Origin of the sequence: Corynebacterium massiliense DSM 45435 (assembly GCF_028609805.1) — a bacterium.
In the GTDB taxonomy this organism is placed as follows: domain Bacteria; phylum Actinomycetota; class Actinomycetes; order Mycobacteriales; family Mycobacteriaceae; genus Corynebacterium; species Corynebacterium massiliense.
In genome coordinates this window covers 181192-206649 of sequence record NZ_CP063189.1, presented here as the reverse complement: position 1 = coordinate 206649, position 25458 = coordinate 181192, and the positions used below count along the sequence as shown (strand labels likewise).

The 25458-nt window shown below is 65.1% G+C and carries 24 protein-coding genes and 1 tRNA gene; 9 read left to right on the top strand and 16 right to left on the bottom strand.

All coding sequences use genetic code 11. The features are described 5' to 3' along the window. The first annotated feature begins 95 nt into the window (after positions 1–95). Positions 96–599, top strand: a complete 504-nt coding sequence (locus CMASS_RS01000) for a phage holin family protein (RefSeq protein WP_022863542.1) — start codon at positions 96–98, stop codon at positions 597–599. Positions 600–712: 113 nt separating this feature from the next. After that, on the top strand, positions 713–1630 hold the full coding sequence (locus CMASS_RS00995) for an alpha/beta fold hydrolase (RefSeq protein WP_022863541.1): 918 nt from the start codon (positions 713–715) through the stop codon (positions 1628–1630). 31 nt (positions 1631–1661) lie between these two features. On the opposite strand, the gene CMASS_RS00990 is transcribed toward CMASS_RS00995, so the two are convergent. The 4 genes from CMASS_RS00990 to nth are packed head-to-tail and all read right to left on the bottom strand — an operon-like array spanning position 1662 to position 4951. Then, positions 1662–2858, bottom strand: coding sequence for a MarP family serine protease (locus CMASS_RS00990; RefSeq protein ID WP_022863540.1), 1197 nt, complete (start codon positions 2856–2858; stop codon positions 1662–1664). 19 nt (positions 2859–2877) lie between these two features. Continuing rightward, positions 2878–3609 carry an NUDIX hydrolase gene (locus CMASS_RS00985; RefSeq protein WP_022863539.1) on the bottom strand — a complete coding sequence of 244 codons (732 nt, stop codon included), beginning with the start codon at positions 3607–3609 and terminating at the stop codon, positions 2878–2880. Positions 3610–3622: 13 nt separating this feature from the next. After that, a complete protein-coding gene (locus tag CMASS_RS00980) occupies positions 3623–4243 on the bottom strand; it encodes a TlpA family protein disulfide reductase (RefSeq protein WP_022863538.1) in 621 nt (206 codons plus the stop codon). A 42-nt stretch (positions 4244–4285) separates the two neighbouring features. Further along, positions 4286–4951 (bottom strand): endonuclease III, encoded by a 666-nt coding sequence (gene nth, locus CMASS_RS00975; protein WP_022863537.1) that lies wholly within the window; start codon positions 4949–4951, stop codon positions 4286–4288. A gap of 313 nt (positions 4952–5264) precedes the next feature. Between nth and glxR the strand changes: the two genes are divergently transcribed. Beyond that, the gene (glxR, locus tag CMASS_RS00970) at positions 5265–5948 is read left to right on the top strand and encodes a CRP-like cAMP-activated global transcriptional regulator GlxR (protein WP_022863535.1); all 684 of its coding nucleotides are present in this window, start codon (positions 5265–5267) and stop codon (positions 5946–5948) included. Between the two features lie 95 nt (positions 5949–6043). Here glxR and CMASS_RS00965 read toward each other — a convergent pair whose 3' ends face one another. From CMASS_RS00965 to CMASS_RS00950, 4 genes are read right to left on the bottom strand one after another with little or no spacing between them, the layout of a single operon-like run. Continuing rightward, positions 6044–6859 carry an MBL fold metallo-hydrolase gene (locus CMASS_RS00965; RefSeq protein ID WP_022863534.1) on the bottom strand — a complete coding sequence of 272 codons (816 nt, stop codon included), beginning with the start codon at positions 6857–6859 and terminating at the stop codon, positions 6044–6046. An 18-nt stretch (positions 6860–6877) separates the two neighbouring features. Next, positions 6878–7309, bottom strand: coding sequence for a RidA family protein (locus tag CMASS_RS00960; protein WP_033399677.1), 432 nt, complete (start codon positions 7307–7309; stop codon positions 6878–6880). A gap of 27 nt (positions 7310–7336) precedes the next feature. Next, complete coding sequence (locus CMASS_RS00955; RefSeq protein WP_022863532.1) at positions 7337–7492, bottom strand: Sp36 family protein; 156 nt, start codon at positions 7490–7492, stop codon at positions 7337–7339. A gap of 51 nt (positions 7493–7543) precedes the next feature. Further along, positions 7544–7882 (bottom strand): WhiB family transcriptional regulator, encoded by a 339-nt coding sequence (locus CMASS_RS00950; RefSeq protein ID WP_022863531.1) that lies wholly within the window; start codon positions 7880–7882, stop codon positions 7544–7546. A gap of 197 nt (positions 7883–8079) precedes the next feature. Between CMASS_RS00950 and CMASS_RS00945 the strand changes: the two genes are divergently transcribed. Beyond that, entirely contained in the window at positions 8080–10572 is a 2493-nt protein-coding gene (locus CMASS_RS00945) for a transglycosylase domain-containing protein (protein ID WP_022863530.1), read from the top strand. A 45-nt stretch (positions 10573–10617) separates the two neighbouring features. Here CMASS_RS00945 and CMASS_RS00940 read toward each other — a convergent pair whose 3' ends face one another. After that, positions 10618–11088, bottom strand: coding sequence for a GatB/YqeY domain-containing protein (locus CMASS_RS00940; RefSeq protein ID WP_022863529.1), 471 nt, complete (start codon positions 11086–11088; stop codon positions 10618–10620). 60 nt (positions 11089–11148) lie between these two features. On the opposite strand from CMASS_RS00940, the gene CMASS_RS00935 reads away from it, so the two are divergent. Both CMASS_RS00935 and CMASS_RS00930 read left to right on the top strand, forming a co-directional pair. Beyond that, on the top strand, positions 11149–12051 hold the full coding sequence (locus CMASS_RS00935; protein ID WP_022863528.1) for a metallophosphoesterase: 903 nt from the start codon (positions 11149–11151) through the stop codon (positions 12049–12051). A gap of 104 nt (positions 12052–12155) precedes the next feature. Further along, positions 12156–12229, top strand: a tRNA-Pro gene (locus tag CMASS_RS00930). A 106-nt stretch (positions 12230–12335) separates the two neighbouring features. On the opposite strand, the gene CMASS_RS00925 is transcribed toward CMASS_RS00930, so the two are convergent. Continuing rightward, complete coding sequence (locus tag CMASS_RS00925; protein ID WP_273665898.1) at positions 12336–13523, bottom strand: IS481 family transposase; 1188 nt, start codon at positions 13521–13523, stop codon at positions 12336–12338. Positions 13524–13591: 68 nt separating this feature from the next. Here CMASS_RS00925 and CMASS_RS00920 point away from each other — a divergent pair, with 68 nt between their 5' ends. Further along, on the top strand, positions 13592–14941 hold the full coding sequence (locus tag CMASS_RS00920) for an IS256 family transposase (RefSeq protein ID WP_273665896.1): 1350 nt from the start codon (positions 13592–13594) through the stop codon (positions 14939–14941). A 55-nt stretch (positions 14942–14996) separates the two neighbouring features. Here the strand turns inward: CMASS_RS00920 and CMASS_RS00915 are convergent, their stop codons facing one another. The 3 genes from CMASS_RS00915 to CMASS_RS00905 all read right to left on the bottom strand — a co-directional run bounded on the left by CMASS_RS00915 (position 14997) and on the right by CMASS_RS00905 (position 19761). Next, on the bottom strand, positions 14997–16223 hold the full coding sequence (locus CMASS_RS00915; RefSeq protein ID WP_022863783.1) for an Nramp family divalent metal transporter: 1227 nt from the start codon (positions 16221–16223) through the stop codon (positions 14997–14999). A 326-nt stretch (positions 16224–16549) separates the two neighbouring features. Continuing rightward, complete coding sequence (locus CMASS_RS00910) at positions 16550–18082, bottom strand: membrane protein (RefSeq protein WP_022863782.1); 1533 nt, start codon at positions 18080–18082, stop codon at positions 16550–16552. Positions 18083–18159: 77 nt separating this feature from the next. Next, positions 18160–19761: a catalase gene (locus tag CMASS_RS00905; RefSeq protein WP_022863781.1), complete on the bottom strand. Its 1602-nt coding sequence runs from the start codon at positions 19759–19761 to the stop codon at positions 18160–18162. 156 nt (positions 19762–19917) lie between these two features. On the opposite strand from CMASS_RS00905, the gene CMASS_RS00900 reads away from it, so the two are divergent. Together CMASS_RS00900 and CMASS_RS00895 are read left to right on the top strand one after the other, a co-directional pair. Next, positions 19918–20496, top strand: a complete 579-nt coding sequence (locus tag CMASS_RS00900; protein ID WP_022863780.1) for an RNA polymerase sigma factor — start codon at positions 19918–19920, stop codon at positions 20494–20496. Positions 20497–20540: 44 nt separating this feature from the next. Beyond that, the gene (locus tag CMASS_RS00895) at positions 20541–21863 is read left to right on the top strand and encodes a YkvI family membrane protein (RefSeq protein ID WP_022863779.1); all 1323 of its coding nucleotides are present in this window, start codon (positions 20541–20543) and stop codon (positions 21861–21863) included. A gap of 27 nt (positions 21864–21890) precedes the next feature. Here CMASS_RS00895 and CMASS_RS00890 read toward each other — a convergent pair whose 3' ends face one another. From CMASS_RS00890 to deoC, 3 genes are all read right to left on the bottom strand, one after another. Beyond that, positions 21891–22925, bottom strand: coding sequence for an aspartate-semialdehyde dehydrogenase (locus CMASS_RS00890; protein WP_022863778.1), 1035 nt, complete (start codon positions 22923–22925; stop codon positions 21891–21893). A gap of 127 nt (positions 22926–23052) precedes the next feature. Continuing rightward, positions 23053–24777: a phospho-sugar mutase gene (locus CMASS_RS00885; protein ID WP_022863777.1), complete on the bottom strand. Its 1725-nt coding sequence runs from the start codon at positions 24775–24777 to the stop codon at positions 23053–23055. Positions 24778–24779: 2 nt separating this feature from the next. Continuing rightward, the gene (gene deoC / locus CMASS_RS00880) at positions 24780–25442 is read right to left on the bottom strand and encodes a deoxyribose-phosphate aldolase (protein ID WP_022863776.1); all 663 of its coding nucleotides are present in this window, start codon (positions 25440–25442) and stop codon (positions 24780–24782) included. Positions 25443–25458: the final 16 nt, after the last annotated feature.

Below are 25458 nucleotides of genomic sequence, written 5' to 3'. Positions count from 1 at the left end.
TATACCCCTAACGGCCGTGTCCTTATCGGCCGCGTGAGCGTGGTCGTTATGCTGTAAAGCGCGAGAGTTTATTTAACGCGAGGAAGGTTTTACCCGTGAGCAACGACGGACTTTTCACCGACGGTTCGGACAAGTTTGCCCCGAAGGTCGACGCGATCCCGCTGAGCGACGTCGATACGTCCAAGGCCGGTGAAGCTTCCATCGGCCAGCTGGTGTCCAACGCAACGGAGCAGATCTCCAGCCTTATCCGTTCCGAGGTGGAGCTGGCCAAGACCGAGCTGGCCGAAAGCGCGAAGAAGGGCGGCATCGGCGCAGGCCTCTTCGGCGCGGCCGGCACCATCGCTTTGTACAGCACCTTCTTTTTCTTCTGCTTCCTCGCAGCCCTGCTGGCTATTTGGCTGCCGCTGTGGGCCGGCTTCCTTATCGTCTTCGCCATCATGATCCTCATCGCCGGCGGCTTGGCGATGATGGGCCTCAAGCAGGTTAAGCAGGTCAAGAAGCCGGAAAAGACCATCGAGTCGGTCCAGGAGCTCAAGCAGCTGAAGCCGGGCAAGGCCCAGCGCGCCGTGGAGAAGACCGACCACGGGCTGTACACCTAAGCCCGCCGCGCTTACTTAGCCTTAACACTCCCCCCTCCCCGCCTTCCCACACTGCAGAAAGTGTGATGGGGAGGGGATTTTTTCATCTCCCCGCAGAAGGAAGGTCACACGCGATGAGTACTGGCTCCGCGCCGCTGCCGCCCTCCGTGGTGGAGCTCGCCGGCCCCTTCGAGCACACCTTCCTCCACGTCCGGGGCCTGCGCCTGCACGCCGCGACCGCCGGGGATCCGAGTGACCCGCTGGTGGTGTTGTTACACGGTAGCTTCGGCGGCTGGTTCGACTACCGCCACGCAATCGGCCCGCTGGCGGAGCGCGGCTTCCACGTGGCGGCGTTGGACATGCGCGGATTCGGCATGTCGGACAAACCCCCGGTGGAGGCCGGCCAGGACATCCGCACCCTTACCGGCGATGTGAGCGGGGTGATCACTGCGCTGGGCCACTCCGCGGCGTTTGTGGTCGGCGCCGATACCGGAGCGTCCGTCGCCTGGTCGCTGGCCACCGAGCACCCCGAGCGTGTCCGCGGGCTGGTCTCCGTCTCCGGCGCGCATCCGGTCGATCTCCGCCGCGCCATCGCCGCGCGCCCGTGGGACTTCATGTGGATCCTGCTGCGCTCCGGCCTCGCGCGCCTGCCGCGCCCCGTCGTGCGCGCGCTCCCCAGCCTCAAACAGTGGGCCTTCCACACCTACGTCAACCGCAACTGCGCGCCGGCCACCGCGAAAGACGTAGTAGACGACGAACTCTTACTCCGCCTCCGCGCCGCGGCGATAGGCAAGACGCAGCGTGGGTTCCTCTGGAACAACCGGCAGCTCCTCGCCGCGACCCCGCTGCGATGGGCCGATGCACTTATCGATGCCCCCGTGCTCTTCCTCACCTCCAGTCAGCGCCTCTGGCGGCCGGTCATTCAACGCGCGCACGCCCGCACCGCCGGCGCTTTTGCCGCCTCGAGCATCCCCGGGGCGAAGAACCTGCCCATGGTGGAAAACCCGGCTGCGTTCACGGAGATGCTCGCCAGCTGGTTCACCTCGCCCTAGGTGCAAGTTCGGTGCACCTTACGGCCGGGTGCTACTGGGCCACGCACTCGCCGGTGTCGGCCGGCGCGGTCAACTGGGTGAAGTCGCCAATATGGCTGCGCACCTCGTCGGCGGTCAGCGCGTAACCGGTGTCGGCATCGTCCACCGCGGCGCCGAAGACGACGCCGATGACGTCACCGTGGGCATCGAAAAGCGGACCGCCCGAATTGCCCTGCTGGATGTGGCCGCGCAGGGTGTAGGCCTCGCGCTCGATGCGACCCGCGCTGTAGATGTCCGGGCCGGCGATCGTGATGCGGTCGCGCACCCGGGCAGGGCTCGCCTTGAACGGACCGGACTGCGGAAACCCCATGACGATCGCGTCGTCGCCGGTCTGCGCCGGGCTCGGCGCCCACTGCAGCGGCTTGAGACCCAGGCCGGGGCTGTGCAGCACCGCGAGATCCACGTCCGGGTTGTAGTAGACAACGTCCGCGTTCTTGATCCCCAGGACGGTGTCGAGGTTGACCGTCTCCGTGCCGGCCACCACGTGCGCGTTGGTGATGACGTAATCGTCTGCGGCGACGAACCCGGATCCCAGCAGGCGGCGGCGGCACTCGCTGGCATCGCCCAACACGTGGATGACCGACGGACGAATCGCATCGACCATGTCCTTATCGGCCACGTCCACGTCCGGGGCGTCCACCTCCGCGCCGGTGTCCTGGCCGGGCACGGGCGCAACCAGCGGGGGCAGACCAGACTCGTTGAGCATCGCGCCGATGGAGCGCGGCAGGCGCTGCAGTGGCGCGGGCGCGGCCTTGTTCAGGTTGCGCAGGATCGTCGAATCCCGCAGCCCGTTGCCCACCGGACCGGTGATGCTCGCCGATAGCGGGATGGACACCAGCCACACGACGAGCAGGAGCGCAACCGCCTGGAACAGCGCGCCGATGAGCGAATCCACCCGCTGCGACGAGCGCTGCCGCATCCGATCGCGCAGCTGGGCCCCGAGCACAGAGCCGACCAGGTGGCCTACCCCGACCAGCAGCACCAGCACGGCGGTGACCAGCAGGAAGCGCAGCCCGATGTTGTCGGTGACGCGCATGAGTGCGGGCGCGATGCCCAGCCCCAAGATGAGCCCGGCGACGACGCCGACGAACGACAGAAACGACGACACCGCGCCATACCTGTAGCCGCTCCACAGGCCGAGGCACACTACCCCGATGATCACACAGTCAACAATCAACGCGGCAGTCACGGGCAAATATCCTACCCGCCTAGTCCATGCGTTCCCGGTTCCGGGACTGCTTAAGGGTGTCGTAGAGGTCGACCGGTTCATCCATACCCCACGGCTTGGCCCACCTCGCCGCGTCGAGCAGCGCGTCGAGCACGCTCGCGGTAAACCCCCAGACCACGTAGCGCTCCACCGCAAAGGCCGGCCCGACCCAGCCGCGTGCGTGGACACGCAGCCGGTTCGCCGGATCCGCGAGGTGGCTGATGGGCACGCTGAACACGTGGTCGGTCTCCGCGGGGCTGGCCACGCCGAAATTGTCCGGGGAGGGCGCCGCCCAATGCGCAAGTACCGGCACCACGGCCTTCTTCTTGGACCGCACGCTGATTGCCGGCCATACGGCCAAGGGAGTGACCTGCGCGCGGTTAAGTCCGATCTCCTCCCACGCCTCGCGCAGGGCGGTATCCACCGGACCGCGGTCGCTGGGTTCCACGTGCCCGCCGGGGAAGGCGATCTGCCCGGAATGCGATCGCAGCGAGGGCGAGCGGTGGGTGAGGATCACGGCGGCATCGGCGAGCGTGTGCCCCGTTACCACCACGAGCACCGCCGAGGTGGCCGCCCCATTCACGCGGCGGGAGGGATCTACCGCGTCCCCGGCGCGCAGGGCGGGCCGCAGCCACGCCGGCGCAGCGGTGGGGCGCAGCGTGACATTCGTTCCCGGCGCGTCCTCCCACGGTGGGTGGAACACGTTCGAGCTGGGCTCCTTCGGCGAAGTCATGACCCTTCACATTTTAGGAGGCGATGGCTCCTTCAACCGCATCCGTGATGTCGGTGGCCTTCGCAAACGGCTTGGCGATGGTCTCTTTTACCTCACCGTCGACCAGCACCACCGTGATAGGCACGACCCGGGGCAGTTCTAGGGCGCTGGCGAAGGCGTTGGAATCGTCCTGGTAGCTGGGGAGATCGACCCCGAGATCGTTTAAGAGGTCGGCGCCGGCCGCCGCGTTCTGGTCGGCGTGCACCCCCACCACGGTCCAGTCGGGGTGGGTGTCCGCGACCTCCTGCATGGCGGGGAGCTCGGTGCGGCACGGGACGCACCACCACGCCCACACGTTGACCACCGTGATGCCTTTGTCGGCGGCGTGGTCGTCCGTGTCGTCGGCGCCGAGGCACGGCAAGTCCACCCCGGCGACGGGGCCGGCGGGGCACTCCGGCCGCGGCGCGGTATCGGTCTCGGTCTCGTTATCGGAATCGGGGCTGGAGTCAGCGCCACCCGCTCCAGTGGCTTCGGCAGATTCGCGCGTTGGTGTAGCGTCTTCTGCTCCGCCGCGGAGCAGAAATAGCGCGCCCGCCACCACCGCGATGGTCAGCACCACCGCTACCGCCGCGGAAAGGACGATAGACTTTCGCATTTCGTATTCTCCTTACTTTGCCCCGGCTTATTTCGCCCCGTCTTACTTCGCTTCGGCCGTCTCCGCGGTGGGACACAGGCTCGCGACCGCGCACTCCGCGCACCGCGGCGACCGCGCCCGGCAGACTCGTCGGCCGTGGAAAATCAGCCGGTGCGAAAACATCGTCCACTCGTCCGCGCTGATCAGCGCGGTGAGGTCCTTTTCCACCCGCAGCGGGGACTTTGCGGCGGTGAGCCCGAGGCGGCGGGCGACCCGCCCGACGTGGGTGTCCACCGGCAGCCCCGGGATGCCGAAGGCGTTGCCGAGGACCACCAGCGCCGTCTTGCGGCCGACGCCGGGGAGGGCGACCAGGGCATCGAGATCCGCGGGCACCTCGCCGTCATGGTGCGCGCACAGGGCCTCGCCGAGCCCCAGCAGGTAGCCCGCCTTGGAGCGATAGAAGCCCAGCGGGCGCAGGATCCGCTCGACTTCTGCCCTCTCCGCCCGCGCGTAGTCCGCCGCGCTGGGGTAGGCGGCGAACAGCTCCGGGGTGACCTGGTTGACGCGCTCGTCGGTCGTCTGCGCCGACAAAATGGTCGCCACCAGAAGCTCCAGCGGGGACTCGAAGTGCAGCGCGCAGTGCGCATCCGGGTGCTCACGGGCGAGGATCTCGTTGATGCGCGGGGCGCGAAGTGCCGCGGCGGATGCTGAGGTCGACGAATTCGCCATAGCCGCAGCTTAGTATCCTGGGCAGCATGATTTCACTTGTGCCGTTTACGCCCATCACCCTCGCCCTGTTTGCCATGCTGATGGAAAAACTCGAGACCGCGGTCTTGGGCGACTAGCCCGCGCTGACGCGGGTAGCACGAAAACGGGAAACTACGGACAAAAGTGACGAACTCCACGGTAGAATAAATCCCGTTCGCTATTGACTAGCAGCATTGTCCGTGCTTATGGGCTCTTTGCGCAGGCTTATGCGCAGCGATTACACCTTTCGGTTAGCCCCTCCCACGGACGGCTAGAACAGACCAAGGAGTGAGTAGTGGAAGGCGTTCAGGACATCCTCTCCCGCGCTGGAATCTTCCAGGGTGTGGACTCGGAAGCCGTCAATAACCTCATTGAGCAGATGGAAACGGTCCGCTTCCCGCGCGGCACCACGATCTTCGATGAGGGTGAGCCCGGCGACCGCCTCTACATCATCACCGCGGGCAAGATTAAGCTCGCCCGCCACGCGCCGGACGGACGCGAGAACCTGCTCACCGTCATGGGCCCGTCCGACATGTTCGGCGAGCTGTCCATCTTCGACCCGGGCCCGCGTACCTCGTCCGCCGTCTGCGTGACCGAGGTGCAGGCCGCGACGATGAACTCGGACATGCTGCAGAAGTGGGTCGAAGACCATCCGTCCATCGCACAGCAGCTCCTCCGTGTCCTCGCCCGCCGTCTGCGCCGCACGAACGCCAACCTCGCGGATCTCATCTTCACGGACGTGCCGGGCCGCGTGGCTAAGACGCTCCTGCAGCTGGCCAACCGCTTCGGCGTCCAGGAGGGCGGCGCGCTGCGCGTCAACCACGACCTGACGCAGGAAGAGATCGCCCAGCTGGTCGGCGCCTCCCGCGAGACCGTGAACAAGGCGCTCGCCACCTTCGCTCACCGCGGCTGGATCCGCCTCGAGGGCAAGTCCGCTCTCATCGTGGACACCGAGCATTTGGCTAAGCGCGCCCGTTAAGCAGCTCCCCCGCTAAGCAGCGCGCGTCAAATAAAAATTAACCCCGCGGGAGGGCCGCACTATGGCCTCCCCGCGGGGTTAATTCGTATCCGTTGTTAGTCTTCCTCGCTGTCGAGGTAGCGCAGCGCGACGCGCGTGGACTGCTCGGCGGCATGGCGCAGGACCGGATCGACGTCGTCGTACATCTCATCGATGAGCGTCTGCAGGTCGACGTCCTCGCCCTTTTCTTCGCGGATGGACCGAATCTGGTCCAGGCGGTAGTGGCGCCGCTCGATGTACTTGTGCGCCATCGCAGCGACGTTCTCCAGGTCCGGGCCGTGCCCCGGGAAGAGGGAGACGTTGTCGCCGCGGCGCTCGAGCACGTCGAGGGAGTGCAGGTAGTCGCCGACATCACCATCGGTCTCGGAGATGAGCGTGGTGTGGCGGCCCGCGATCGTATCGCCGGTGAGGATGCCCTCGAGCGTGGACTCTTTCGGCACCCCGGACCAAACGAAGAACGAGGTGGAGTCCGCAGTGTGGCCCGGGGTGTGTACGACCTCGAGCTGCGGGGTGACGCCTTCGACGGCGATGGTCTCACCATCGACAAGCGCGTCTGCCCCAGCGCAGTAATTCGGGTCGAATGCGCGGACCGGCGCCCCAGTCAGCTGGCGCAGGCGCAGCGCGCCGTCGGCGTGGTCGCCGTGACGGTGGGTCAAAAGAATAAGGCCAACCTCGCCCGCGTGAGAGTTCACGACGTTGAGGTGGCCTTCATCCTCCGGACCCGGATCGACGACGATGGATCGCTCGTCTTCACCGGAGCGAATGATCCACGTGTTCGTGCCCTCAAGCGCCGTGTAGCTGGGGTTATTGCACAGCACAACGCCCACCGAAGGGCTCGTTGGGCGCAGTTGACTATAAGCGGGGTGCTCCATGCGTCTTACCCTATCTGATTAACGTGCAGTTTCCACGACGAGCTCCAGCTCAACCGGAGAATTCTTCGGCAGAACTGCGACGCCAACTGCGGAACGAACGTGCGTGCCGGCATCACCAAAAAGCTCCCCGATAAAGTCGGAAGCACCGTTGATGACGGCCGGCTGCTGGGTGTAGTCGGGCGCGGAGGCCACGAACCCGGTGACCTTGAGCACCTGGGTGACGTTGTCCAGGCCCACCTGGGAGTCAATCGCGGCCAGGGCGTTCAGCGCCGCGGTGCGGGCGAGCTCCGTCGCCTGCTCGGTGGTGACCTCCGCGCCGACCTTGCCCGCCGCGGGCAGCTCGCCGTCCACGAAGGGAAGCTGGCCGGAAGTCCACACCTGATCGCCCACGCGCTTAGCGGGGACGTAGGAGGCCAGCGGGGCCGCCACGGACGGCAGGGTGACCCCCATTTCCTGAAGCTTTTCTGTAACCGTCACTTACTGCACCTCGCGCTTGAAGTAGGCGACGAGATTCTCCGGGTTCGGACCCGGGATGACGGTGACGAGCTCCCAGCCGTCTTCACCCCAGGAGTCGAGGATCTGCTTCGTCGCGTGCGTAAGAACTGGCGCAGTAGCGTATTCCCATTTAGCCATAGGGCCAGTTTAACGAATTGCGCAGAGCGCGATTACAGAGTGGAAAAGTTCTTAAATGCCAACTAGTTCGCCACCGCGCGCGAGGTAGCCCGCCCAATCTTTAATGTGCGGGTTCTTGCGCAGAAGGGCGCGACGCTGGCGCTCCGTGAGCCCGCCCCACACGCCGAATTCCACGCGGTTATCCAGGGCATCGGCGCGGCATTCCAGCTGCACCGGGCAGTGACGGCAGATGACCGCGGCCTTGCGCTGTTCCGCACCGCGCACAAAGAGCGCGTCGGGATCTTCGTGGCGGCATTTCGCCTGCGTGATCCACTCACCTCGCTCGAAACGTGTGCGATCTACTGTGTTATCCGCAGCAGGTTTTTTCGTTGCCTGCACGCTGACAGTCATGCGGAATAAGCTCCTTCCGTAACGCCAACCACGCTTTGACGTTAGTGTATTCACACGCATAGTGGGTTGTCTAACTGGTCACAAGATCGGGGGAATGCGACGAGTTCTGGTATAAGCCCAGTTCTTGCCGTACTCCAGTCGAATTCGTGCCAGGCCACTCATTCCATTCACGGACCCCACCACGTAGGGTGATGGGGGTGAATGCATCGAGGTCTCTAGGAAAGATCGCGCTCGCTACCGTGGTCATCGGCGTGCTCATCGCCGTCGCCCTTACCCCACTGGCGGGTGTCTCGGGCGCGGCCATCGCGCGCACGAATGCGACGATGGCGTCCGACGTGGAGGACCTGCAGTCGGGCAAGGCCCCGCAGGTCACCACCGTGGAGGACGCCGCGGGCAACACGATGGCGTACCTGTACGAGCAGCGCCGCCACCCGGTCGAGCCGGATCAGATCTCGCAGCCGATGAAGGACGCGATCGTCTCCATTGAGGATCGCCGCTTCTACGAGCACGAAGGCGTCGATTTCCAGGGCAACTTCCGCGCCATCGCCTCGAACCTGGCGCACGGCGGCGTGACCCAGGGCGCATCGACCCTCAACCAGCAGTACGTCAAGAACTACCTACTGCTGGTCTCCGCGCAGGACGACCAAGAGCGCGCCGCGGCGACCGAGCGCTCCATCGGCCGCAAGCTGCGCGAGGTGCGCATGGCGGCCGAGATGGACAAGAACCTGTCCAAGGACCAGATCCTGACGAACTACTTAAACCTCGTCTCCTTCGGTAACCACGCGTTCGGCGTGGAGGCCGCCGCGCGGACGTACTTTGGCAAGCCCGCCAGCGAGCTCAGCGTCGCGGAATCCGCGATGCTCGCCGGCATGGTGCAATCCTCGGAGGCGCTCAATCCCTACTCCAACCCGGACGGGGCCAAGGACCGCCGCAACACGGTCTTGAACGCAATGGCGGCAAACGGCTACATCTCGCAGGAAGAGGCCGACGCCGCCGCGGGCGAGGAGCTCGGCGTTTTGGACGAACCGGACACTCTGCCCAACGGCTGCATCGGCGCCGGCGATCGCGGGTTCTTCTGCGACTACGTGATGCAGTACCTCGATGAGAAGGGCATCGACGCCGACCAACTCAAGCGCGGCGGCTACACCATCAAGACCACCCTGGATCCCCAGATCCAAGACCAGGCACAGAACAACGTTGCGGGCCAGGTCAACCCCGATGCCCCGGGGGTCGCCGGCGTCATGGACGTGCTGCGCCCTGATCCGGAGAACCGCGACGTGCTCGCCATGGTCTCCTCCCGCCGCTACGGGCTCGACGCCGAGAAGAATGAGACCACCCTGGCCCAGCCGTACTCGATGGTGGGCAATGGCGCCGGTTCCGTGTTCAAGGTCTTTACCGCCGCCGCGGCGCTCGAGGCCGGCTACGGCATTAAGAACCAGGTGGACGTTCCCTCGCGCTATGAGGCCGAAGGTTTGGGTTACGGCGGTGCAGACGGCTGCCCGGCGAACAAGTACTGCGTGGAAAATGCCGGCTCGTACAAACCGACGATGACGTTTGAAGATGCCCTCGCCCACTCCCCGAACACCACCTTCATCAAGATGGAAGAGCAGGTCGGCGTGGACGCGACCGTGGACATGGCCGTGCGGCTGGGGCTGAAGGAGTACGGCCGCAAGGGCAGCTGGGACAAGGACACCTCGCTTGCCGATGCCGCGAAGTCCGGCCCCATGGGTTCCTTCGTCCTGGGCCCCACCGGCGTCAACCCGCTCGAGCTGTCGAATGTGGGCGCGACGCTGGCCTCCGGCGGCACGTGGTGCGAGCCGAACCCGATTGATGAAATCACGGACCCGGACGGCAACGAGGTCTACGTGGAAAAGACGCCGTGTGAGCAGGCGGTCAGCCAGGGGGTCGCGGACGCCCTGTCGAACGCGATGACCAACGACACCGACCACGGCACCGCCGCCGGCGCCGCGAAGGAAATGGGCTTCCACGGCGACAACATGGCCGCTAAGACGGGTACCACCGAGTCGCACCAGTCCGCCGCCTTCCTCGGCTTTAACTCTGGGGTGGCCGCCGCGCCGTATATCTACAACGACGGCACGAGCACCACCCCGCTGTGCACGGGCCCGGCCCGGCAGTGTGGCGAGGGATCGATGTACGGCGGTGACGAGCCGGCGCGCTCCTTCTTCGGGTTCGCCAGCGCGGTGCCGGCCGCCTCCGGCGGCTCCATCCCGCCGTACGACCACTCCTACGACGAGGGCCGGACGGATCCGGCGCTCCAGAACGTCATCGGGTTGTCGGAGAACCAGGCCCGCAAGCAGCTCGAGTCGAGCGGCTACGACGTCACGGTCACCGAGGTAGCCGGCGATGGCGCAGCCCGCGGCACCGTCGTGCGCGCCCTGCCGGGAGCCGGCGGGCTGAGTAAGAGCAAGCAGGTGATGCTGCAGGTCTCCGACGGCGCCGCCCCGGTTCCGAGCGAGAAGGATTCCAAGTCAGATAGCGGCTCGTCGAGCTCTGACTCCGCCAGCGGCGACGAGGGCGATAACCAGTCGGGTGGCGGCCAGCCTGGCGGCGGTCAGACTGGCGGCAATCAGCCCGGAGCCCCGGGCCGCGGCGACGAAGACAAGCCGCTCATCACGCAGGATGACATCGACAGTTTCGCCGATTCCCTGCGCGGGGTGTTCGGGCTGTAGCCCATCGCCCGCAGCCCATCGCCCGTAGGCCGTACGGTTTAGGGGTTAGCCCTGCAGCTTCGCCTTCACCGCGCTGGATAGGCGCTTGCCGTCGGCTCGGCCGGCGGCTTTTTCGTTAGCAATCTTCATGACCTGGCCCATCTGCTTCATACCCACCGGGCCGTCCGACTCGGCCTCGACCTCGGCGATGGATTCGGCGACGAGGTCGTCCACGCCGGCATCGTCAAGCTGCTCCGGCTGGTAGGACTCGAAGAACGGCACGTCCTTGAGTTCCTCCTCCGCCAGCTCCGGGCGGTCGTTGTCCGTGTACACCTCGGCGGACTCGCGGCGCTTCTTGATCTCGCGGGCGATGACCTTCAGCACGTCTTCGTCGGTGAGATCGTGGCGGGAGCCGCCATCGGTTTCGGCCGCCTGGATGGCGGCCAGGAGGGCGCGGATGGCCGAGGTGCGGGCCTTGTCGCGGTCCTTCATTGCGGTCTTCAGGTCTGCTCGAATCGTCTCTTTCAATTCACTCATGAGGGACAATCTACCCCTGCAAAGCGAAAAGAACCGCCAGGTAGGCTAGACGCCGTGAATATGCTGTTGCGTGGAACGGCCGCAGCCTTGGGTGCGTTCACCGCCGCTGGCGCGGGCACCCTTGCCTGGGGCTTTAACGAACTGACCAACTTCGAGCTCAAGCAGCACACCGTGCCGCTGCTGCCGCCGGGCACGCTGCGCGGGAAAGATGAGTTCCGCTTGCTGCACGTCTCGGACCTGCACATGATTCCGGGGCAAGAGGAGAAAATCGCCTGGGTGTCGGCGCTCGATTCGCTGCGCCCCGACTTGGTGGTCAACACCGGCGATAACCTCTCCGACGAGCACGCGGTTCCCGATGTCCTGCGTGCCCTCGGCCCGCTGCTCAACCGGCCCGGCCTGTTCGTCTTTGGCACCAACGATTACTGGGCGCCGCAGCCGGTCAATCCCTTTAAGTACCTGATGGACAAAAAGCGGGAGCCGTCCTACATCGACCTGCCGTGGCAGGACATGCGCGCCGCCTTCATTGAGCGCGGCTGGAAGGACGCGAATCAGAAGCGGCATGAGTTCAAGGTGGGCGACGTCCGTCTCGCCGTCGCGGGTGTCGATGACCCGCACCACGACCTCGACGACTACCCGAAAATCGCCGGCGCGCCCAACCCCGACTCGCAGCTGCGCCTCGCCCTCCTCCATGCGCCGGAGCCGCGGGTGCTGCGCAAGTTCGCCGAGGACGGCTATCAGCTGGCGCTGGCCGGCCACACCCACGGCGGGCAGATCTGTCTGCCGGGCTCGAAGGCGATTGTCACCAACAGCGGCATCGACCGCGCCCGCGCCCAAGGGCTGAGCTCTTTCGACGGGATGGCGCTGCACGTTAGCAACGGCCTGGGCACCTCGAAGTACGCCCCGGTGCGCATCTTCTGCCGCCCGTCTGCCACGCTGCTGCGTCTGACCGAGCGCTCGCGCTAGCCCACACAGCGGGGGTTTATGTGCCACACCCTGCCGTTTTGGTGGCACTCGACCCCGTCCCCTATAGTGTTTCAAGTACCGCACAGAGCGGTGCGCACCTATTACGGGATATAGCGCAGCTTGGTAGCGCGCCTCGTTCGGGACGAGGAGGTCGCAGGTTCAAATCCTGTTATCCCGACAATGTCCTGTGTCGCGTCATAGTTGACAAAACTGTCGCGACATCGTTGACAGATGGGCGTCCGCCGAGTTTTTGTTCTCGGTGGGCGCCTTTTGTTTTCTGGGGGTTAGTTGAGTGGGGGTTCGCCGTGTTTCCAGATTGGGGCTTGGTAGTTGCGGCTGGTGTCGATGTAGTGCTCGGTGATGATGGCGCCGGTGTCTTTGAGTGATGTGGTGATGTGGCGGTCTCTGATGATCATCAGGACGTGGTGGCCGGTGTATTTTCGGCCCATTCCTAGGTGGTAAAGCCTGCCTGCGTAGCGGATGGTGCAGCGGCCGGCTTTGTCGACTTTGTCGTTGCGTGTACGCCATTCGTCGGTGGGGTTGTCGTCGGGGCTGGCTTTCGTGGATGCGTTGTAGACCTCGTATGGGGTGCGTCTGCCGAGGGCTCGGTGTGGGCGGTTGGTGTTGTAGTAGGCGGCGAATCGGTCGAGTTGTTGTTGTAGTTCGTCGATGGTGTTGACGGTGGGTTGGCGCGATAGCCACCGTTTGAGTGTTTGGTGGAATCGTTCGATTTTTCCTTGGGTTTGTGGGTGTCCTGGCCTGCCGTTTTTCTGTTGGATCCGGTGGTTGCGGATGAGTTTTTCGAAGGCGTTACGGCCGCCTTTTGCCCCGGCGTTGCGGGCGGTAAACACCAGCCCGTTGTCGGTGAGGGTGGATTGTGGTGGGCCGAAGTCGCTGATGAGGTGTGATAGTTCGTCGGCGACGGCAGGCCCAGAAAAGGACCGGCTGGCTGTAATGGACAGCAGCAGTCGGGAGTGGTCGTCGATGAAGTCGAGGATTTCGACGCGTCTTCCGCCGGTGAGATATGCGTGTGTGATGTCTGCTTGCCAGCATTCATTGGGGCGGGATGCTTCGAAGCGGATAAATGAGGTTCTCGGCCGCTTTTTTGGTTCTGGCTGCACGAGGCCGTGGTCGCGGAGGATGCGCACGATCGTCGAGGTAGATGGGGCATACATACCTTGTTGTTCCAGGTGGAACTGGATGGTTTCTGCCCCGGAATCCAGCCCGGAGTGGTCGAGCTGTTTGCGCATGTTGATGATGGTTTTCTTGAGCTTTTTGGATACTGCGCGTGGGTTGGAGTGCGGTGCTTTCGACTTCGGCTTTACCGCTTGTGGACCGCCAGTGTCGTAGCGGCGGAGTAAGGCGTAGACCCACTGGCGGGACACGTTGAAACGCGTAGCGACTCGAGCGACTGGTTGGTGTTGCTCACGGACAGCTTTGATGATCGCGAGATTGCGGTTCGGACTATTCATGCTGTCAACGATGAGGGTGTCAGGAAGTTTGTGTGTGAGGCTCTGATCTAGAAGGAGTTTCACCGATAATGACTACGGTGTCACCGAAGAAAAACCATGACCCGGCAAAGGTCAATGAGATCAGCGAGAAGCTGATGGAAAATCCTGAGCTCGCCAGCTTGATCAGCGAGCTGTCGGCTTCCGCTGATGATGCAAGCGAGCTGGTCAAAGGCCTGCTACAGGCATCAATCAACGCTGGTCTGCAGGCGGAGATGGATGCGCATTTGGGCTATAGCCATTCTGACCGCAAGACCAAAGCCCAAGTCGAATCCGCACAGGGCAACAATCACCGCAATGGGTCGTACACCAAGACCGTCAATTCTGGCTACGGCGCGGTGGAAGTGACCGTGCCCAGGGACCGTGCCGGCACCTTTACTCCCCGGATGGTGCCCAAGGGCGCACGCCGACTCACAGAACTCGACGACATGATCGTCTCGCTATACGCCGGCGGGATGACAGTGCGCGATATCCAGCATCACCTCGCGACCACGCTCGGGGTGGATATGAGCCCGGATACGATCAGCACCATTACCGATGCGGTGTTAGACGAGGTCATGATCTGGCAAAACCGCCAGCTCGACGAGTTCTACCCGGTGATCTTCCTCGACGCGCTACGCGTGAAAATCCGTGACGGCCACCGCGTGGTCAACAAGTCCTGCTATATGGCGGTTGGCGTCGACATGGACGGCATCAAGCACATCCTGGGATTGTGGATCGCTGAAAATGAAGGTGCCGCATTCTGGGCATCGGTCTGCGCGGATCTGGCCAACCGCGGTGTCCAGGACGTGTTCATTGTCTGCTGCGACGGGCTCAAAGGCCTGCCGGAAGCCGTGGAAGCCACCTGGCCGAATTCCATGGTGCAGACCTGTATCGTGCACCTGATTCGGGCTGCGAACCGGTGGGTGTCCTACCAAGACCGCAAAGGGGTCTCCCGGGCGCTGCGTGAGGTCTACACGGCCGCAAACGAGGACACCGCCCGTGCCGCCTTGGATGCGTTCGAAGCCAGTGAACTGGGCCGGAAATACCCGCAATCGGTCAAAGTCTGGCGCGACGCTTGGGAGCGGTTCGTGCCGTTTCTACAGTTCCCGCCGGCGGCACGCCGGGTGCTCTACACCACCAATTCGATCGAGTCGCTGAATGCTGAACTGCGTAAAGCTACCCGTAACCGCGGCCAGTTCCCGAACGATACCGCGGCGTTGAAAACGCTGTGGCTGATGATCTGCAACATCGAAGACAAGCGCGCCGCCCAGCGAGCCAAGAAAGCGAAGCGCGATATCGAATGCAACGGCTATATTGAAGGAGCGAAAGCCACCGGGTGGAAACAAGCCATCAACCAACTAGCCGTGGCTTACCCCGACCGATTCGCGGACTACTTGTAAACCAAACCCCCGCACACAAAGAATCGGACACTCTCTCGGAAGGCACCGGCTTTTGCTATAGCTCGCCCAGCGCTAAAAGCGCGAAGTTCAGCAGCACCACAACAACACAGACAACAATCCCTGCGATGACAGTGCCCCGGCTATCGCGGTAGCGGCCCATCGTCACGCGGGAGCCCGTTAGTAGAAACAGCGGCACGATGGCGAAGGGGATCCCTACGCACAACGCCGCCTGGCTCCACACCAACGCTGTCGACGGGCTAATTCCGGTGAAAATGATGAGCAATGCGGGGACGAGAGTCACCACGCGTCGCGCGACGAGCGGCACGCGCACCCGCAACAGGCCGTCCATTACCTCGCTTCCGGCATATGCTCCAACCGACGTGGATGCGAGTCCGGACGCGAGAAGCCCGATGCCGAAGACCACGCCGACGATGCTGCCCAAGTGGCCATCAATAGCTGCGTAAGCACCTTCGATGGAATCGGTGCCCTCCGCACCGAAAAGCGAGTTCGCGGCTAGAACCAGCAGCCCAATGTTGACAAGCCCGGCGAGGATAAGCGACCACGTGACGTCGTGCTTCGTCGCGCGGAGAAGCCGCGGCACCGCGCTCGGTGAGCGCTGCGGGAAACGGTGATTGACCAGGGACGAGTGCAGGTAAATGGCGTGCGGCATGACCGTGGCGCCCAGCATTGAGGCCGCGACAACCACACTGTCGCCTCCGGACAGGCGCGGGACCAATCCGTTGCCGATGTCCACTGCGTCCGGCGGGTCCACCGCGAGGCCCGCGAGGAACCCCACCGCGATGATGAGGAGCAGCCCGGTCACCACCATTTCAAAGACTCGCTGGCGCCGTCCCGCCGTCTGCAAAGCCAGCAGGACGGTGGATATCACTCCGGTAATCACACCGCCCGCAAAAAGCGGCAGGCCGAACAGCAAGTTAAGTGCGATTGCGCCGCCGATGACCTCAGCCAGATCAGTCGCCGCGGCGATGAGTTCCGCCTGCACCCAGAAAGCGATGCGCCACGGCCGGGAGAGCCGCTGCCCTATCAACTCAGGAAGGCTGTGGCCGGTGACGAGACCGAGCTTGGCCGACTGGTACTGAATGAATACCGACATTGCCGATGCCGCGACCAAGACCCACAAGAGTAGGTAACCGTAGCGAGCGCCGGCGGTGATATTCGCCGCCACGTTTCCGGGATCAACGTAGGCAACCGCAGCAACGAACGCGGGGCCCAGGAGCTTCGGGAGAGCAAAGCGCTTATCAGAGAGACGAAAGATCAGCATGGGGACGAATCTAACACGGGCCTTTTGCGAGGTGATACTCGGAGTTCAGACCATTGAACTCCCGCCAGAGTAAACCTGCCTAAAACAGAGAAAACGGCGCCGCACCCCTACAGTGCGGCGCCGCCCCTATTCCCTATCACTCACAACGGATTGGAGAACCGTTTGCCTACCCCCTAAGTAGGCGACGTGAGCAAGGCTCAGCGTAGCACCCAGATTTTTGGCCACGCCAGCACCAAAAGACCGAATACGAATGTTCCCAGCCACCTATTAACTGCGCGAATAAAAATCGCTGGGGCTTCAGGGGAATGACAGGTGTGCGCTGCGGTTTAGGCGATCTCTGTACGCTCAGACGTTTCTGCAAGCGCGGCGTCCTCGCCCGCGCGAGCCTGTCCAGCCCGCGCGAGGGCAAGCGCTCCCAGTCCGCACACCACAGCCGCGGCCAGCAGGCCGGCGGGGATCCAGAACGCGGGCAACTGCCCGGCGTTGCCCGCGGTCGTGGCCGCAGAGGTGGCCCAGTGCAGCGGGAAGAGGCCGGCGGCGGCCTGCCACGCGGTGGAAACGTCCTGCGTGGTCGCCGTCTTCCACACCCAGCCGACGATCCCGAGCTGCGCCAGCGAGTACATGCCGGCCACAATTAGCCCGACCGTGGGGCCCGCCGCCCGCAAGGTACCGCGCGTAAACACGCATCCGGCCAGGGCGGAGAGGAAGAAAATCACCCCGGCGCCCACGGCGCCGAGCGGGCGCACGCCGCTGGCGAGTACGAACAAGAGGATCTCGCCGGCGGCTGCCACACCAAAGGAGCCGGCCAGGGTGGTAGCGACACCGCGCTGTGCCTGCATCTTCGCCTGGGCCCAGCCGAGCATTGCGCCGCCGACCATGGCCACAGTGCTGATGAGCAGCGCCACGATGGGAGACACGGCGGAGCGCTGACCGCCGTCTGCGTCATCGCCTTCCTGCACCGCCGGCAGCGCGCGCTGAATGGACTCGAGGCGCGTGCGGTTATCCTCCGCCATCTTCTGGATCTTCGCCGCGCCCTCGTCGAGCTGGTCGATGCCGCTCGTGGCTTCCCCGGCCTTGCCGGTCGCGCCCTGCAGCTCGGAGTTGAGCTGTTCTGCGCCGCGCGTCGCCTCGTAGATCCCGTCGTGGTAGGCGTACCCGGAAACCGACAGCTGGTTGGCCAGCTCCCGCGAGCCGTCTTTGAGGCGCTGCAAATCGCCCTTCATGGCGTCGTCCACTTGGAAGGCATCCACTTGGTCGCGCAGGCCGTGCAGCTGGTCCTGGGCCTTCTTCGCGTCCGGGCTCTTGTTGCCGTCGAGGCCGCGGAGGGCATCATCAATCGCGGCAAGCAGTTGCCCGCGCACCGCGCCAATGCCGGCAACCTGATCCACCGCGCCACCGACCGTGTCGGCCACCTCGTTCGCCCCGGAGCCAAGCTCTCCCGTGCCTGCCTGCAACTCCTTCATGCCGGCGGCCAACTCGTTCGCGCCGTTTGTCAGCTCATCGAGCCCGCCGCCAATGCCGTCGGCGCCGTCTTTGAGCTTGTGGGTGCCATCGGCAAGCTGCTTGGCGCCGCTGGCCAAAAGGCTGGCCTGGGATTGGGCGTCGATGGCGGCGCGGCGGGCATCGACAAGCTCCTGCGTGCTCGGCCCGGAAGTCTCTGCCGTGGCCACGCTGGCGGGCGCAGCCCCCGGCTCCTCCCCCGCCGGGGTCCAGGACCGGGCCGGATCGAGGTTGGCCACGGCCGCGAGCACGGCCCCGGCGACGAGGGGGATAAGCAGCACGAAGGCCGCCAAAGCGGCGTGCTTTGACGGCCCTTGGCGGGGCGGGCGAACAGGGGTTGCGATGCGGCTATCGGTCATATCCGAAACATATCGACCCTGTTCCCCGCCGCCGGAGAGGCGCACCGATAAAGGCGTGCCGGGAGTTCACGCGAAGCTTACTTCTCCGCCATCTTCGTATCGTCCTGCTGGGAGGTGTAGAGCTCCTTGACGCGCTTGCCCAGGTTCTCGTCCACCTTGGTCCAGTACTCGTAGACCTGCTGCTCAACCTGCTCGGACACGCCCTGCATGGCGCCGGCGATGTTGTTGGCCATGCGCTCCTTGGCGTCATCGTCCAGCACGTCGCGGTACAGGGTGCCCGCCTGGATGAAGTCGTCGTCCTCCGAGTGCTGGACGTACGGCGCGCGCACCAGGTCGGTGCCGTGCGGATCCGGGTTGACGTAAAGGTCCGCGGCCTGCCCGTAGTTGTCGTGCGGGTTGGAGGTCTCGCCGTCGTCCAAGTAGCCGCCGCCCTTGGCGTAGCGGTTCGGCGAGTAGGTCGGGTCCTCCGGGGCGTTGTGGTAGTACGTCATCTGGCCCTCGTGGTTGTAGGAGTTGACCTGATCCTGCGACAGCGGCTGGTTAACCGGCAGATGCTTGTAGTTCACGCCGATGCGGTAGCGCTGCTGGTCGGCGTAGGCCACCGCGCGGGCGAGCAGCATGCGGTCCGGGGACAGGCCCACGCCCGGTACCAGGTTGCCCGGGTCGAAGGCGAGCTGCTCGACCTGCGCGTGGAAGTTCTCCGGGTTGCGGTTCAGCACGAAGTAGCCGACCGGGATGAGTGGGTAGTCCTTCTGCGACCAGACCTTGGTCAGATCGAACGGGTTGAAGCGGTAGTCCTCCGCCTCGTCGAACGGCATGATCTGCACCTTGACGTCCCAGACCGGGTAGTCGCCGCGCTCGATGGCGTCGTGGAGATCCTGGCGCATGAAGTCCGGGTTCTTGCCGGAGACTTCCTTGGACTCATCGTCAGTAAAGCAGTCCCAGCCCTGGCGGGTCTTGAAGTGGTACTTGATCCAGACCGGGGTGCCTTCCTCGTTCACCCACTGGAAGGTGTGGGAGCCGAAGCCGTCCTGGTGGCGGGAGGTCTTCGGGGTGCCGCGGTCGCCCATGAGGTACGCCACCTGGTGCGCGGACTCCGGGGTGCGGGTCCAGAAGTCCCACTGCATGTCCGCGTCACGCAGACCGTTTTTGCCCAGGCGCTTCTGGGAGTGGATGAAGTCCGGGAACTTCATTGCGTCGCGCATGAAAAACACCGGGGTGTTGTTGCCCACGATGTCGTAGTTGCCGTCCTCGGTGTAAAAGCGCAGGGCGAAACCGTGCACGTCGCGCAGGTTATCCGGGTAGCCCTTCTCACCCGCCACGGAGGAGAAACGGGCCGCCATCGGCGTCACGGTGCCCTTCTGGAAGAGCTTCGCCTTGGTGTACTTGGACACGTCCTCGGTAATGTGCAGCTCGCCGAAGGCGCCGTGGCCCTTGGCGTGCGGGATGCGCTCCGGGACCGGCTCGCGGTTGAAGTGCGCGAGCTTTTCCATCAGGTGCATGTCACTCATGACGGTTGGCCCCTGCAGGCCCTGCTGCACGGAGTGGTTTTCCGAGGCAACCGGGTTGCCGGACTCGCTGCGGACCGGGCCCTTGCCCTGGGCGCGCTCGCCCTTCTTCAGTACCTCGTCCGCGGCGGACTCGTTTGCCTGTGCTTTATCAAATTCATTGTTAGCCATATGGGAGCCAACCTCCTGAAACTAATGGAATAGAGCTATTGGCGCTCGGCCACCACAAGACTAGATACGCGCCTGTGACCCGGCAACGAAAGCAAACCTAAACCAGCCATGTCAGGGGCGGTTGGGCGCGCAGCGGCGACTGGTAAGTTTTTAGAGGTGAATTACCACTCCCCGGGCGACGACGCCTTCGTCACTGAGCTGGCCTTAAAGGCCGGCCGCGGCGACCGCGCGGCGCTCACGGAGTTCATCCGCGCCACCCAGGACGATGTGTGGCGCCTGCTGGCGCACCTTGGCGATGCCGACTTGGCCGACGATCTCACCCAGGAGACGTACCTGCGGGTCATCGACGCCCTGCCGCGGTTCGCCGCCCGCTCCTCGGCACGTACCTGGCTGTTATCGCTCGCCCGCCGCGTGTGGGTGGACAACATCCGCCGCGATATGGCCCGGCCCCGCAAGTCCCACACGCAGTACGAAGAGGCGGCCGCGCACACCTCCACCCCGGAGGATTCCGGGACCTGGAGCGAGTGGATTGATACGCGGCAGCTTCTCGATGCCCTGCCCCACGACCGCCGCGAAGCCCTCATCCTCACCCAGGTTTTGGGCTACACCTACGAGGAGGCGGCGAAAATCGCCGGCGTGCGCATCGGCACGATCCGTTCCCGCGTGGCGCGCGCCCGCAAAGATCTCCTCGCCGGCGCCGACAGTGAATCGCCGCAGCACAACAGTCGTGATTAAACTAGCGCGATGTAAGTCACTGCAATGATCGGAGCACTTTCCATATGGTTAAACGGGCTGTGGCAATTTCACTGGCCTTCATCGGCGTCGTGGTCGGCGCCGGTTTCGCATCTGGACAGGAAGCGATGCAGTACTTCGTCGCTTTCGGCGAAAAGGGCTTTTTCGGCGTCGTACTAGGCGCCGCCCTCATGATGATCACCGGCATCGCCGTCCTGCAGCTGGGATCCTACTTCCAGGCATCTGAGCACACCTCGGTCTACGAGCAGGTCGCGGGACCGGTGGTATCGAAGATCCTCGACTGGTCCACCATCCTCACGCTCTTTTCCGTCGGCTTCGTCATGTTCGCCGGCGGTGGGTCCAACCTGAACCAGCAGTTCGGGTGGCCCGTCTGGATTGGCGCGGTAGCTATGCTCGCGCTCGTCCTGCTGGTCGGGCTTTTCGACGTCGACCGCGTGACCGCCATAATCGGCACCATCACGCCGTTCCTCATCATCTTCGTCGTCCTGGCCACGACGTGGACCATCGTCACCAACGACATCGACCTGGCGTCGATGAACGACTACGCGCAGGCCAACGTGGATACCACGCTGCCGAATTGGTGGATTTCCGCGCTGAACTACACCGGCCTAAACGTGATGACCGCGGTATCGATGTCCATCGTCATTGGCGGCAACTTCTTGGATAACCGCGCGGTGGGCCTGGGCGGCATCATGGGCGGCATCGTCTACCTCGTGCTGCTGGCGCTTTTGGTGGTCTCTCTCTTCGTCGTGGCCCCGGCTGTCAACGGCACCGACATGCCGGTGCTGCAGCTAATGGAGGAAATCCACCCGACGTTGGCGTACATCATGACCTTCGTGGTCTACGGCATGGTGTTTAACACCGCGGTGGGCATGTTCTACGCGCTGGGCAAGCGCCTAACCCGCAACCACCCGCGCCGCTTCTACCCAGTCTTCGCTGCGACCTGCATCATCGGCTTCATCTTGTCCTTCATCGGCTTCCAGGACTTGGTCGGCTGGGTCTACCCCATCCTCGGCTACCTGGGCATCATCACCATCGTGGTCATGTCCATCGCGTGGCTGAAAAACCGCAATAAGCTCACCGACGAGTCCGACCGCCGCATGCGCGCCCGCACCCTGGTCAAGCGCCGCATGGATCCGCGCGAGCGCTTCACCAAGAAAAACCAGCGCGAGCTGCGCAAACTCGCCGCCGCGTCCAACATGGACACCGACGAATTCATCGATGCGGTGAAGGAAGAAATCGTCGAAGAGCTGGAAGAAGACGACGAGGTCGACTTCGACCCGGAGGACCCGGATCCGTCCGTGGTCTACGTGCAGCACACGGAACCGACCGGGCGCCAGGCCGAGTAGGCCAGCAGGAGCTTCGGTCTCACCCTCTTAGCGCAGCAGCAGCTCCGCGATCTGGATCGTGTTGAGCGCTGCGCCCTTGCGCAGGTTGTCGCCCGCCACCACGAACACCAGGCCGCGGTTGTCGTCCACGGTCTGGTCCTGGCGGATGCGGCCGACCAGCGAGTCATCGATACCCGCGACGTCGAGCGGGGTCGGCACCTCCACCACGCGCACGCCCGGGGCGTCGTGCAGCTTCGCCGCGGCGTCCTCAGCGGTCAGCGGGTTGTCGAACTCCGCGTGGATGGCCATGGTGTGGCCGGTAAACACCGGGATGCGCACGCAGGTGCCCGCCACTTTCAGCTCCGGGATTCCCAGAATCTTGCGCGATTCGTTGCGCAGCTTCTGCTCCTCGTCGGTCTCGTAGGAGCCGTCGTCGACCACGTTGCCGGCCAGCGGCAGGGCGTTGTAGGCGATGGGCGCGACGTACGGGCCGAAGTCATCGGTGTCCATCGCAGACCCGTCACGCACCAGGTCGACGTTGTATTCGCCCATATCGGCGATCTGCTTGACCAGCGCCTCCACGCCGGCCATGCCGGAGCCGGACACGGCCTGGTAGCTGGCCACGTGCAGGCGGTTGAGCCCGGCGGCGTCGTGCAGCACCTTGAGCACCGGCATGGCGGCCATGGTGGTGCAGTTCGGGTTCGCGATGATCCCCTTGGGGACCTCGCGGACCGCGTCCGGGTTCACCTCGGAGACCACCAGCGGCACGTCCGGGTCGCGGCGGAAGGCCGAGGAGTTGTCCACCACGGTCGCGCCCGCGGCCGCGAAGACCGGCGCCCACTCCTTGGACGTGGAGCCGCCGGCGGAAAACAGCGCGATGTCGACATCGGCGACGGATTCCTCGGTCACCTGCGCGAGGTCTTCCACCGTCACCTTCTCGCCGCGGAAGTCCAGCTCGGTGCCGGCAGAGCGGGCAGACGCGAAGAAGCGGACCTTGTCGGCCGGGAATTCACGCTCTTCGAGGATGTCGCGCATCACGCGGCCGACCTGTCCGGTTGCTCCAACAATGGCGAGGGTGGTCATGGGGAATTCTCCTGTTCGAATCAACGTTGTGCACTTCCAGCGTAGGCCGCAGGCGGCGGAAAATACACGAGATTACCGGGCCAGTCGCGCGCGACTGAGGCCATAAAGCCAGGGGCGTGGGAGCTCGTTACGCGCCGAGGAAGCTCTGGAGCTCGTCGGCGATGGTGCCAAGCCGCGCCGCCGCCTCATCGCGGGGCACCTGCCCATCCGCTACGGGCAGCACGACCTCGAGGTAGCACTTCAGCTTCGGCTCGGTCCCCGACGGCCGGCAGATCACCCGATCGTTATTCGCGGTGACAAAGACCATGCCATCGGTCGGCCCGATGCCCAGCTCGTCCGCCAAGAGATCGCGCGTTTCCACCACCGGCGAACCAGCGAAGGAGGTCGGCGGGGTTTCGCGCAGGGTGCGCATGTGCTTGGCGATGACCGCGGTGTCCGTCACCCGGAACGTCAACGGCCGGGTCTGGTAGAGGCCGTAGCGCGTGGCGATGCCCGCCAGGAAGTCGGCGAGTTTTTCGCCGCGCTCCTTGAGCTCACGCACCAGGCCGGCGACGATCACCGCCGCCGAGATGCCGTCCTTATCGGCCACGGCCTGCGGGTCGCAGCACAGCCCGAGCGCTTCCTCGTAGCCGTAGACCAGCCCCGGTGTCCGCGCGATCCACTTGAACCCGGTCAGGGTCGTGCGGTGTTCCAGCCCGTGCGCCGCCGCGATCTGCCCCAGCACCCGGCTGGAGACGACCGAGCTGGCCAGTACGCCCTCTGCCGTGCCGACATGACGGGAAGCATGGCGAGACGCGATGAACTCGCCGACAATCGCGCCGGTCTCGTCGCCAGTGAGCTGCCGCCAGCCGGTTTCCTCTTGGGTTCGTCCCCGGTTCGGAAGCGAACCGGGAACGGCCACCGCGCAGCGGTCCGTGTCCGGGTCGAGCGCGATGATGACGTCCGCGCCGACCTTGCTGGCGTGCGCTTTCGCGAGGTCCAGGGCGCCGTCTTCCTCTGGGTTGGGGAAGGACACGGTGGGAAAGTCGCCGTCCGGCTCGGCCTGTTCGGGTACCAGCGACACGCGCACCCCCGCCTGCGTGAGGGCACGCTCCGCCAGCGCCGCGCCCACGCCGTGCATGGCGGTCAGCGCCACGGTGACTTGCGGATCCGCTTGCGCCGAATCTGCGCGGCCGGTGATCTCCGCAGCGCGCTCCAACACCCGCGCGACATAGGCGTCGCGGGTGTCTACGTTCTCGATGCCCGCGGTCGCAGTGGGCACCTCGTCGGCGAACGGCGCGGCGGAAATAGCGGCCGCGATCTCTTTGTCCGCCGGGGAGATAAGCTGCACGCCTGCGGCGTTGCCGGTGGCGATGCGCCCGCCGAGGTAGACCTTGTAGCCGTTGTCAGCGGGCGGATTGTGGGAGGCGGTGACCATGATCCCGGCATCGGCACCCAGCTCGCGCACGGTAAACGCGGTCAGCGGCGTTGGGTTCTGCGGCGGCAGGACGAGGGCGCGCCCGCCCGCCCCGGCTACGGCGCGGGCCGCGTCGCCGTAGAACTCGGCAGATCCGTGGCGCGCGTCGCAGCCGATGACGACGACGGGGCAGTCGACCTGCTCGTTCAGCCACGCCATGAGCCCCGCGGTGGTGCGCAGGACAACCGCGCGGTTGAGCTGCGACTCGCCCGGCCCCACCGCGGCGCGCAGCCCGGCGGTGCCAAAGGCAAGCGGGCCCGCGAAGGCGCGCTGGAGGGATTCCTGGTCGTCGCACGCGATCCAGTCGAGCACCGCCGCGCGCGTGGCCGGATCGGGATCGTGCTCCGCCCACTGACGCGCCGCGCGTACCGTCGCGGCCGCCGCCTCCGCGCCCATGGCTAGGACTCGTCCAGTTCGCTGAGGATAGACACCGTGGCGGATAGCCCCAGGCGGGACGCGCCCGCGTCCACCATCTCCTGGGCGGCCGCGGCGGTGCGGATGCCGCCGGAGGCCTTGACGCCCAGGCGGTCGCCCACGGTCTCGCGCATGAGGGAGACCGCGTCCGTCGTCGCGCCGCCGGCCGGGTGGAAGCCGGTGGAGGTCTTCACAAAGTCTGCCCCGGCCGCCTCCGCGGCCTTGCACGCGGCGACGATCAGGTCGCGGTCCAGCACGGCGGTTTCCAAGATGACCTTGAGCACCACGTGCGGCACCGCGTCGCGTACCGCCTGAATGTCTTCCTGCACCTCGTCGAAGCGCCCCTCCAGGGCCAGCCCGAGGTTCATAACCATATCGATTTCCTGCGCGCCATCGTCCACGGCGCGGGCGGCCTCCACGGCCTTGACCTCAGACTTCACCGCGCCGGACGGGAAGCCGACGACGGTAGCGACGTGCACGCCCTCCGGCACGTCGACGGACAGCTGGGACGGCGAGACGCAGATGGAATAAGTGCCCCACTCCCCGGCTTCACGCGCCAGCTGCTCGACCTGCTCGCGCGTTCCTTCCGGCTTGAGGAAGGTGTGATCGATCATCTGGGCGAGCTCATCGCGCAACAGTTGAGACATTTGGCAATACTCCTGA

Coding starts and splice junctions, on each gene's coding strand:
- CMASS_RS00995 (WP_022863541.1), top strand. CDS start 713: ATGAGTACTGGCTCCGCGCCGCTGCCGCCCTCCGTGGTGGAGCTCGCC.
- CMASS_RS00985 (WP_022863539.1), bottom strand. CDS start 3,609: ATGACTTCGCCGAAGGAGCCCAGCTCGAACGTGTTCCACCCACCGTGG.
- CMASS_RS00980 (WP_022863538.1), bottom strand. CDS start 4,243: ATGCGAAAGTCTATCGTCCTTTCCGCGGCGGTAGCGGTGGTGCTGACC.
- nth (WP_022863537.1), bottom strand. CDS start 4,951: ATGGCGAATTCGTCGACCTCAGCATCCGCCGCGGCACTTCGCGCCCCG.
- CMASS_RS00965 (WP_022863534.1), bottom strand. CDS start 6,859: ATGGAGCACCCCGCTTATAGTCAACTGCGCCCAACGAGCCCTTCGGTG.
- CMASS_RS00960 (WP_033399677.1), bottom strand. CDS start 7,309: ATGGGGGTCACCCTGCCGTCCGTGGCGGCCCCGCTGGCCTCCTACGTC.
- CMASS_RS00955 (WP_022863532.1), bottom strand. CDS start 7,492: ATGGCTAAATGGGAATACGCTACTGCGCCAGTTCTTACGCACGCGACG.
- CMASS_RS00950 (WP_022863531.1), bottom strand. CDS start 7,882: ATGACTGTCAGCGTGCAGGCAACGAAAAAACCTGCTGCGGATAACACA.
- CMASS_RS00940 (WP_022863529.1), bottom strand. CDS start 11,088: ATGAGTGAATTGAAAGAGACGATTCGAGCAGACCTGAAGACCGCAATG.
- CMASS_RS00935 (WP_022863528.1), top strand. CDS start 11,149: ATGCTGTTGCGTGGAACGGCCGCAGCCTTGGGTGCGTTCACCGCCGCT.
- CMASS_RS00925 (WP_273665898.1), bottom strand. CDS start 13,523: ATGAATAGTCCGAACCGCAATCTCGCGATCATCAAAGCTGTCCGTGAG.
- CMASS_RS00920 (WP_273665896.1), top strand. CDS start 13,592: ATGACTACGGTGTCACCGAAGAAAAACCATGACCCGGCAAAGGTCAAT.
- CMASS_RS00915 (WP_022863783.1), bottom strand. CDS start 16,223: ATGCTGATCTTTCGTCTCTCTGATAAGCGCTTTGCTCTCCCGAAGCTC.
- CMASS_RS00910 (WP_022863782.1), bottom strand. CDS start 18,082: ATGACCGATAGCCGCATCGCAACCCCTGTTCGCCCGCCCCGCCAAGGG.
- CMASS_RS00905 (WP_022863781.1), bottom strand. CDS start 19,761: ATGGCTAACAATGAATTTGATAAAGCACAGGCAAACGAGTCCGCCGCG.
- CMASS_RS00895 (WP_022863779.1), top strand. CDS start 20,541: ATGGTTAAACGGGCTGTGGCAATTTCACTGGCCTTCATCGGCGTCGTG.
- CMASS_RS00890 (WP_022863778.1), bottom strand. CDS start 22,925: ATGACCACCCTCGCCATTGTTGGAGCAACCGGACAGGTCGGCCGCGTG.
- CMASS_RS00885 (WP_022863777.1), bottom strand. CDS start 24,777: ATGGGCGCGGAGGCGGCGGCCGCGACGGTACGCGCGGCGCGTCAGTGG.
- deoC (WP_022863776.1), bottom strand. CDS start 25,442: ATGTCTCAACTGTTGCGCGATGAGCTCGCCCAGATGATCGATCACACC.